Here is a 9,719-nt window from a genome sequence, read left to right as displayed (position 1 = left end):
ACCGGTCAGGTGTGATCGCAAAGCGATTCCAGAGTGTCTACGCTCTGGTTACACAAAGCTGAAAATGCCTACCAGGTCGTTTGTAGCGACGGCAAACGATTTCCCAGGAGAATTGAACAATGAAAGGGATTGTTCGGAGTATTATTCGCATTGTTCCTTTTCTGGCGGGGCTTGTGGTCCTCACGCTTGTCATTTTCTGGCTTTTCGGCTTCTTTAACGAGAAGATCGCCCCCGGCGAGGTCACGACGGAACTTCCCCGATTTGATCCCAATGTGGAAACCAAGGAGCCGGTAGAAGTTGTGGAAAAGCCGTACATCGAGGAGGCTGTGGGGACGGTAAAGGCCCGCGAACGGACCACCATCTCGGCGCGAATCATGTCCACGATTACCAAGATTCACGTCCGAGCTGGGGATCGGGTCAAACAGGGGGACGTGCTAATCGAACTGGATCGCGCAGCCCTCGAGCGGCAGCGAAGTCAGGCCCAGGCAGCGCTTCAGGCGGCGGAGGCGGCCTTCAAGCAGGCCCAGGATGATTTCGAACGGGCCGAACGTCTCCGCAAGCAACAGCCCGGGGCCATCAGCGAGCAACAGTTCAACGAGTTCCGCACACGACGTGATCAGGCACAGGCCAATTACGAAAAAGCCAAGCAGGCACTGGCCGAAATCGAAGTGAACCTTTCCTATTGCACCATCGTCGCTCCTCGCGACGGCCAGATTGTGGATCGTCTTGCCGAGGAAGGAGACACAGCTTCTCCGGGCGTTCCCCTGTTAACGATGTATGATCCCTCTTCGCTTCGATTGGAGGTCCCCGTTGCGGAACACCTGGCCAATCGCCTGAAGATTGGCGACAAGGTCAAAGTCTATATCGACGCTCTTCAACGGACGATTGAAGGCACCGTGGATGAAAAGGTGCCCCAGGCAGATGTGGCGACGCGGAGCGTCCTCGTAAAAATCGTCCTTCCGGAAACTCCGGGATTGGTAGAAGGTATGTTCGGAAACGTGCAGATCGAAGCGGGACGCCGCAAACATCTCTGTCTCAACGCAGCCGCCATCAAGCGGATTGGACAACTCGATTTTGTCGAGGTGGTACAACCCGACGGCACAAAGGAACGGCGACTCATTCAGGTCGGCCGATTTGGACGCCCGGGACATCTCGAAGTTCTGAGTGGTCTCCAAGCCGGCGAGATGGTGGCGGTCCCCAAAAATGCCGATCCAAGCGTCTGTCCTTATCTTGGCGTCTCGCAGAGCGGCGGAGAAGGGACGTCACAGCAAGGTTCGGAAAGCACCGTCCCGCAGAAACGGTGATTGGGCGTCGATTTTGTCGCCAGGAGGGCAGGTCCCACGTGTTCAGCGCGACGACTTTGACACATGCTGGGCAGGCATTGGGACTTATCCTCAGGGTCCAGCGGCCAGGTCTCAAGCCACCAGAAGCAACAGAAACATAAATAGGGAGGCTCGACCGTGACAAATCCTCAGGAAAAAGTCCCGTTTCTCACCCGCATCGTGGATGTCTTCCTGCGAGGAGACTCCGCGATCATGCTGACGATTATCTCCATCATCATCGGTATGGGGGCACTGTGGATCACACCACGCGAGGAAGAACCGCAGATCGTGGTGCCGATGATGGACGTGTTTATTTCCGCTCCGGGACTTTCCGCTCAGGAAGTAGAACAGCAAATCACCAATCGCCTGGAACGTATTGTTTATCAAATCGATGGCGTGGAGTACGTCTATTCGATGTCCCGTCCCGGGCAGGCGATCATTATCGTTCGGTTTTATGTGGGTCAGAATCGTGAAGACTCCCTGGTCAAGCTCCACAGCAAAATCCAGTCGTATATCGACGAAGCGCCGCGGAGTGTCCAGGCGTGGGTCGTTAAGCCGGTGGAAATCGACGATGTTCCGATCGTCAACATCACGTTGTGGTCGCGCGACCCGGAAAAAGTCAGCGACTACGAACTGCGGCGTATTGCCGAACAGCTCCAGAATGAATTAAAAGCGGTTCCACAAACCAACCGGGTGACCGTGGTGGGCGGACGTCCCCGGCACATCCGGGTGGAGGTCAACCCGATTAAGCTGGCTGCCCGCAGCACCTCAATCCTGCAGGTCGCCCAGGCCCTGCGTGCCAGCAACGTCAACGTTCAGGCCGGCAGCTTCGATCAGCAGGGGCAGGAATTCATTGTCGAGGCCGGGACGTTTGTCGAGGACGCCATTGAACTCCAGAACCTCGTCGTGAATGTTGTGGGGAACCGGCCCGTCTATTTGAAAGACGTGGCGGAGGTCATCGATGGTCCTGCCGAGCCAACGTCGTACACCTGGATTGGTTTCGGGCCGGCATCGCGTCGCCCGGAGCTTCCCGTCGAACACATCACGCCGTCCGATCTCCGCACGCCTCGGGAAAAGATCCCTGTCCATTTCTATCCTGCTGTGACGATCGCGGTCGCAAAGCAAAAGGGATCGAACGCCGTCTGGGTGGCGCGGGCGGTCGAAGAGCGAATGGCGGAACTGGCCAAGACGCATCTGCCGGCCGGGGTGTTTTACAGAATCACGCGAGATTATGGGGAAACGGCCAATGAAAAAGTCAACGAACTGGTCGAGGCGCTGGTTGTGGCTGTGCTCACCGTCATCGGGTTGATCTGGCTGACAATCGGCTGGCGTGCTGCTGTGGTCATCGCGCTGGCTGTACCGGTTTGTTACAGCGTCACGCTGTTCATCAACTACCTGGCCGGTTACACCATCAACCGGGTCACACTGTTCGCACTCATTCTGGCCTTGGGGCTTCTCGTAGACGACCCCATCACCGATGTGGAAAACATAGCTCGATATTTTTCCATGCGAATATTGCCGCCCCGTCCGGCCGTTCTCCGCGCCGTTCAGGAAGTGCGGCCTGCTCTCGTCATGTCGACACTTGCCATCGTCGCCAGTTTTGCTCCGATGGCTTTCATCACAGGCATGATGGGGCCATACATGGCGCCCATGGCTCTCAACGTACCGGTCACGCTCTTGGTGTCGCTGGCCGTTTCGCTGCTCATCACCCCCTGGATGGCGATGTTCGCATTGCAGGGGGCCAAGCCTCAAAAGGCTCACGAAGACGTTCCCTACGACCTGACGAAACGGCCTGTGTACCGGATTGTGAGCACGGTGTTTCGCCCGATCCTCAACCGGTCGTGGGCGGCATGGGGAGTGGTCGGCACGGTTGCCGTATTGTTCTTCGCTTCGTTGCTGCTCCCGGGTTTGCGAGTGGTCCCCCTCAAGATGCTTCCCTATGACAACAAGAACGAGTTTCAGGTGGTGATCGATATGCCGGAGGGTACGACGCTGGAAGAAACGGACGCCGTAGCCCGACGGGTCGCCGCATACCTGGCCGGACTTCCGGAAGTGAAGGATTTCGCAATTTACGCGGGACTGTCTTCTCCGATGGATTTTAATGGGCTTGTCCGACACTACTTCCTTCGCCAGGGGAGCAACGTGGCCGATATCCGAATCAATCTCCTCCACAAGGATCACCGCGCCCATCAGTCACATGAGATCGTCCTGCGAATTCGCCACGATATCGAAAGAATCGCGAAGGAAACCAATGCCAACATCAAACTGGTAGAAGTCCCGCCCGGACCACCCGTCATCGCAACGATCACGGCGGAAGTGTACGGCCCACCGGACGCCAACTATCTTCAGCTCATCGCAGCGGCCAAAAAAGTGGAAGAGCGAATGCTGCGGGAGCCCGGTGTGGTGGACGTGGATATTTCGGCCGAAGCCGACCAGCCCAAGCGCGTATTTGTCACCGACCAGCCCAAGGCAGCGTTATCCGGCGTCTCCAAGGAGGTTATCGCGCAGACGATTCAGGCGGCTTTGAGCGGATATCACGCCACGGAACTGCATATTCCCTCCGAGGTCAATCCGCTGCCTGTCATATTGCGGCTGAAACGCTCCGAACGTTCCGCGGAGGATGATCTCGAGGAAATCTATGTCCATGGCCAGAACGGCCAGTTGGTACAACTCGGCTCGCTGGGCAGCTTTGTGTCCACAAATCCGGACGGAAGCCCTCTGCTCGAGGACAAGACGATCTACCATAAGAACCTGCAGCGGGTGGTGTATGTGTACGGAGAAATCGCCGGTCGTCCGCCGGCCGACGCAATCATCGATATGGAAATGGATCGTGTGTCGCAGTCGGAACTCGCCCATCTGACGCCGAACCCACGGCCCTGGCAGGAACGCACCTGGTTTCATCCTGGCGGCGGGGATTACTGGGCCGTTCCCGACGGTTACCGTGTCGTTTGGGCGGGAGAAGGCGAGTGGAAGATCACTCTCGACGTGTTCCGGGACCTGGGCATCGCCTTCGGCGTGGCCCTGGTGGTGATCTTCATCCTTTTGATGTTCGAGACTAAATCTCGGGTTCTGCCGCTCATCATCATGCTGGCGATCCCGCTGACCATGATTGGCATCATGCCCGGTTTCTGGCTCCTCAATATCCTTACAAATAAACCGGTGGGAGGTTTTGCCAATCCCGTCTTCTTCACTGCCACGGCCATGATTGGCATGATCGGCCTTGCCGGTATTGTGGTGCGAAACTCGGTGGTCCTGATCGACTTCATCCACCACAGTTTGATGGATGGACATGACCTCAAAGAGGCCATCGTGCGAAGCGTTGCGGTCCGGCTCCGCCCGATCTTCCTGACGTCGGCCACCACCTTGCTGGGAAACTGGGTGATCACGCTTGACCCGATTTTCTCCGGGCTTGCCTGGTCAATCATCTTTGGTATTTTTGCTTCCACAACCTTCACCCTCGTGGTCATCCCCACGGTGTACTGGCTGCTCTATCGCCGACGCGGTGGTGCTATCACACTTCCGCCAAAGGCTGATGAGCAGGTCAACACAGAGAAGAGAGAGCAGTGAGCAAGTGGATCGCGCCTGATGAGCGTTTTACCGCTCGAACGGCGGGCCGTGGGATGCAAGATCCGTCACGCAGTCCACCGATAGCAGGACGCGGCCGCGGGCACTGCCTAGGCACTTCGCAGCAGGTCGTAAGCGGTGGCCAGATCCATCACCAGGTGGGTCCATAGCCTGAGGCGTGGATTCGTCAGAAGAGGGCGCAGCGCGTCTGTTTTCAGTCGCTGGCATTCACTGCATGGCCCCGCGATGAGCACGACGTATTTGTTCGGCTGCTGGGCCAGCGCCACCAATTCTTCAATTTCAAACAGGGTGACAACCTGCACGGGACATTCTTCCAGGATGGGCCCGTTCGCGGAATAAGGGCGAAACTGCACATCGCCGACCCATCCTGCCCGCACCATTGTGTCGATTTCCGCCTGTGTGATGGTTCCCTCCTGCTGGAGCGCCTTCAGAAACTGCCCCAGCATCCCATGCTCATCCTGGGCTGCAGCGAAGGACGTGATGACAATGTCGATCTCCTTGGCCCGTTCAAACGAGTGACGCACGCTGGGGTTTTGCCGCACCCGGTCATACTCCTCCCGGGAAACGAGGGGCTCGGAGAACAACCCCACATACTCCACAGGGGTGATCACCTCGGAGAAATATCCGAAATAAGTCACGGGAGCCTTGTACGGCTGATCGATGAAAAAACCGCCGGCCGAGATCGCATGAAGCACAAGCGGCGGGCACTGAAGATCAGAATAAACCCGCTGGGCAAGCCGCCGTGCCACCATCATCGACGAATACCCCGCCCCTAGCCCCACGTGGACCTTCTCCTTTTTGCCGCGAAGCCGATGGATGAGCTGGAACGTCAAATCCGCTGCGACGGCGCTCACATTTCGGGCAGCTTCCGGTCCGCGGACATTCACCACCTGAATGGCGTCCTCGGCAAGCGACTCCAGACCAAATGTTTTGCGAATTTCCGATGCCAGATGCGATTCGCGGGGCGGGCAGAGAAGCAGATACTGGCGACGCACGGCCTCCCAGAACAGGGGATAAATCCGTTCTCTCGTCAGGTCCTCTCGGCCCAGATGTTTACGTGCCCATGCTGCAACCGCCGCGGCAGCACCGCGACGGCGATCATTCTGCTCTTTGGCGTTGCCGCTGCAGTGCTGCCCAAGTTGTTCCAGAAACCGATTGCAGATGGCGTAAACTATTTCGTCGCTCTCCTGGGCTGGATGCCAACTTCCACGTCGCGGGCTCAAGATCTTGTCTCCTTCACTGAGTTCAAAAATGGAATTTCACGAGACAAAATCGGTGACAACCGTGCGGAACAGAAAGGTTACAGCTGGATGGCGCTTATGAAACGCCAAAAAGCTACAGGAACGCACCTTGCGATGGTGGTCCACGCAATGAACATCAATGATAACCCACTTTAACCGTGACGGGGACTTCCTTCAACCGCCCGGTTCGGATCGCGGAAGTTGCGATATTCTGTGAAGTTTAACCGACGGCTTGACATCCCCGACTACGGGGGTTCTTTGATCCACACACGGCCGAAAGAGCCAAGCTGAAAACTGCCTAATTGGCGCGTGCTCCTGAGGCTCTACCCCATGGTCGGCTCCGCACCTGCACCGAAATAGGAGCTGTCCCGCTTCCGGATTCTCGGCTGCATCCGATGCGGTGTCATGCGGGAACACGGCGGAGGCCATAACAGCGTTCGGTGCAAAGCCTCCATAATGGAAAGACATGCTCCGGAGATGACCTCGAAGCCACCAATCCGGTGCTGCCGTGGAGAACGCGTCTGCTCCATCGGCCGCTGATCGGTGATTCTCGCGCATTCAAGGAAATGATTGCTTTGACAGTAGCACGGTTGGTGGCTTTTCCATCGCCAAAGAGAAGGAGACGAATATGCCCGACGAAGTGCCGTCACCCTCACCGCGTCACAAAATCATCCATCGAAAGGGCTCCCCGGCGCAAGGGGTGCAATTGCTGGGACCATACCAATTGCAGTCGCTCATCGAACCAGACGAAGAGCTGAACGCGACGTTCTACCGAGTGTGGATCGGTCCCCATCAGACGACGGCCACCAGCTATCATCGGATAGCAGAAGAGTTTTATTACGTTTTGTCAGGGCGAGGAGAGGCGGTCCTGGACGGTCAACACTACTCCCTCGAGCCAGGTGATTTTCTGCGTCTCCCGCCGGGAACGACCCATCGATTTATCACCGCCGATGAGACCCTGGAGATGCTCAATATTCACTGTCCAGGCTCCCGGCCTGATCGAGATGTCTACTTCATCGACGAGCCGCCACCAGGTTTCTCACCACCGTCGGACGCAACCGACGGAGCCCGCCACGAATGATGAAGAGCGCAGTGACGATCATACGCGACAAACACGTATTCCTTTCCGACTCATCCCCATTTTTCTTCCGTGGATGTCGAGGGAGAGCACCACAGGCGCTCGCGTGGGAGCGCAATTCAACCTGGAAGGCGTGCTTGTCAGGTCCGCGCTCCGAATTCCAACTGCCTGCTTCCGTCGATAGCTAAACGGTAGGGGCAATTCATGAATTGCCGCTACGGCACGTTATGCGCGTGGCGTGACGTGGGTTTTTGCAAGTGTGGCGATAGGTCACCTATCCCCTCGGGACTCCAGCTTCGGTAACTGTCAATTTCAAAAGTCAAACGACAGGCCGGCCACGCCACCATGGAGCAGGAGATCCCCGTTCGAGTCGATATGCTCGATGGCGTCCACAATATCCACGACATAGAACGGATACTGCTCGTCGGCCAGCGCTATTTCGGAAACGGCAACAAGCCGGTAGCCCACAAAGGCACTCCAGCGAGGATTGATCTGCCACGTGAGGCGTGCCTCGATTTCCGTGAGGACGGAAAACCGATCATCCGAGGACACAACAGGATACCGGCCTGGGACGGGCGTCCCTACTGGTGGGTTGGGATTGGGGGCAAAGAGTTCGCCATCTCCTCGGTAGGCGTCAAACCGGTTGTGGATGTGATTGTTGTACAGGCCGACTTTCGGCCGGCAGGAGAGCACCAGACAATCGGAAATGGGCCACCGTACATCAAACCCGAGTTGCACACCCACGAGGTTGTTTTCAACCCGATCGGAGAGATAACCCTCCAGCTCTGGCTGGCTTCCCCAGGGATCGGGATGCCTTTTTGAACCATAGGTCAGCCGTTCATCGAACCGGAAGTAGCGCACGCCCACGAGCCAATCCACCCCCACGCGGTAACCTTCCCAGGGTATTCGGTGCCGGATGAGATTGATCTCGGCATTGTGGATTTCGTTGGATCTCCAGAGGGCCTGTTCGTACGCTCCGGTAAAAAGGTCTACGGGCAGCCCAGGGATTGTGGGATCCGCATAAACGACGTCGGAGAAGTCCAGCGTACTGCTCACAAAGTCGGGATGCGTGGCCGTCGCATCGCCTTTCATGACGGCCAGGCCCCAGTATGTGCCCTCCAGCCGCCAGTTGTCACACGCGAACGAACGCCCCACCGTGGCCAGCCAACCACCTTGCCAGGCTGTGCGGGCCTGTTCGCTGTTCATGATTTCATTGGCGTTGTTATTCGACTGGTAACTGAACCAGACTCGGTTGGGATCGTTGCGGCCCATGATGAGACCTGCCCCCTCAAAATACCATTCGCCACGGGGCTGTGGATCGCATTCGTCGAGAAGCCATCGCCGGTGGCCCCAAATGCGTCGGGGACGCTTCGCTACGGCATTCTCGTCACACACGGCCTGTTCTTCCTCCAACATCTGGTCGATCAGCGTGTCGCAGGAAGCTCCAGGCCGACCCGGAACATCCTCCTTCCCGTTTGTCTGCGCGTTCTCTGGCACCGGCACTGGCACAAGCGGCATTGCCGGAGTGCTCGGTTGGGAAAGCCCCACCGGTGATAGTCCGCCGGAAGTGAATGGCTCGGATTGGATCGGCGGGGAGATGCCGGACTCCACCGGTGGCAGCCGCAGAAGATTCGGTTCGCCGGTGTTGCTGGTCGCGGATGAACTGCTCAGAGTTCCTGGGGGCGCGACTGGCGTACTTTCGGGAGCAGCCAGAAGCGGCAGCAGATCAGGGGTGGCAGTCAGCCCGTACTGTGCCAAACATTGGGAACCGGCCAGAAGAGTGAGCCACGCCAGCCCACCTGCCAGTAAACTCCCAGCGGAGCGGACGTAACGACCATTATAGTACCATTTCATAGGAGATATCCTCATATCGTGGGAATTTTTTCCCTCCCTCGTATTTGACGAAAAAGCACTCACCCAACGTATTCGGCGGAAAGATTTTTCGCGCGTCAGGCGTTGCGCCTGGTTCAAACGACCGAACGTAACGGATGTCGTTGGAAGCGCGGCAAATACGCGAAAGCGGAAGGTGCCTTTCGCTCCATTTATGAGAATCGGTCAGGGAATAGCTGACTCAGCGCAAAAACAGATCCTGCCGGGGCAAATCACGGTGGGGGATCGTTCGTATGTTCGGAATAGCAGGAATATTCCCTACGGGCGTGAGATAAGGACCGCGCAACCGCTTTTTTCGGTAATGTCGTTACGGTTTTTTCCCATCTCAAAATCGGAACAACCCGGAGGGATGAGCTTTCGCCGGCATCCCTCAACGGACAGCGGTGATGCTCTGAGGGTTAAGGCGATAGTTCGTTCCTGGGTGATCGCTCGAGAAGTTCGACCGATAGATTGGTTGGTCTTGCCAGCTCGCACACCAGAGCAAGCACCCCGTGGAGACTTTGCGACTTCTCGGCATACCGCGCGGCTACCCTGCCTGTTTGAGGGATTGCCGTTCCTGGACGGTTTGGGCAATGATTTCTCTCGCCAGGTTGCGATAATCTT

6 protein-coding genes are annotated in these 9,719 nt (G+C 57.4%); 3 read left to right on the top strand and 3 right to left on the bottom strand.

The features are described 5' to 3' along the window. Positions 1–119 precede the first annotated feature (119 nt). Positions 120–1,304, top strand: coding sequence for an efflux RND transporter periplasmic adaptor subunit (locus tag H5U08_RS04490; protein WP_297030662.1), 1,185 nt, complete (start codon positions 120–122; stop codon positions 1,302–1,304). A gap of 156 nt (positions 1,305–1,460) precedes the next feature. Beyond that, positions 1,461–4,889 carry an efflux RND transporter permease subunit gene (locus H5U08_RS04485; RefSeq protein WP_297030659.1) on the top strand — a complete coding sequence of 1,143 codons (3,429 nt, stop codon included), beginning with the start codon at positions 1,461–1,463 and terminating at the stop codon, positions 4,887–4,889. Between the two features lie 107 nt (positions 4,890–4,996). On the opposite strand, the gene H5U08_RS04480 is transcribed toward H5U08_RS04485, so the two are convergent. Beyond that, on the bottom strand, positions 4,997–6,130 hold the full coding sequence (locus H5U08_RS04480; protein WP_297030656.1) for a sugar-binding domain-containing protein: 1,134 nt from the start codon (positions 6,128–6,130) through the stop codon (positions 4,997–4,999). A gap of 646 nt (positions 6,131–6,776) precedes the next feature. On the opposite strand from H5U08_RS04480, the gene H5U08_RS04475 reads away from it, so the two are divergent. After that, positions 6,777–7,229 (top strand): cupin domain-containing protein, encoded by a 453-nt coding sequence (locus H5U08_RS04475; RefSeq protein WP_297030654.1) that lies wholly within the window; start codon positions 6,777–6,779, stop codon positions 7,227–7,229. 309 nt (positions 7,230–7,538) lie between these two features. Here H5U08_RS04475 and H5U08_RS04470 read toward each other — a convergent pair whose 3' ends face one another. Both H5U08_RS04470 and H5U08_RS04465 read right to left on the bottom strand, forming a co-directional pair. Continuing rightward, positions 7,539–9,080 carry a BBP7 family outer membrane beta-barrel protein gene (locus H5U08_RS04470; RefSeq protein WP_297030652.1) on the bottom strand — a complete coding sequence of 514 codons (1,542 nt, stop codon included), beginning with the start codon at positions 9,078–9,080 and terminating at the stop codon, positions 7,539–7,541. Positions 9,081–9,514: 434 nt separating this feature from the next. Further along, positions 9,515–9,719 (bottom strand): hypothetical protein (locus H5U08_RS04465; RefSeq protein ID WP_297030649.1); only part of this gene is annotated, 205 nt, incomplete at its 5' end.

The organism is Thermogutta sp., assembly GCF_014359955.1.
In the GTDB taxonomy this organism is placed as follows: Bacteria; Planctomycetota; Planctomycetia; order Pirellulales; family Thermoguttaceae; genus Thermogutta.
This window is presented reverse-complemented; position numbering and strand designations above follow the sequence as displayed.

Coding starts and splice junctions, on each gene's coding strand:
- H5U08_RS04490 (WP_297030662.1), top strand. CDS start 120: ATGAAAGGGATTGTTCGGAGTATTATTCGCATTGTTCCTTTTCTGGCG.
- H5U08_RS04470 (WP_297030652.1), bottom strand. CDS start 9,080: ATGAAATGGTACTATAATGGTCGTTACGTCCGCTCCGCTGGGAGTTTA.
- H5U08_RS04475 (WP_297030654.1), top strand. CDS start 6,777: ATGCCCGACGAAGTGCCGTCACCCTCACCGCGTCACAAAATCATCCAT.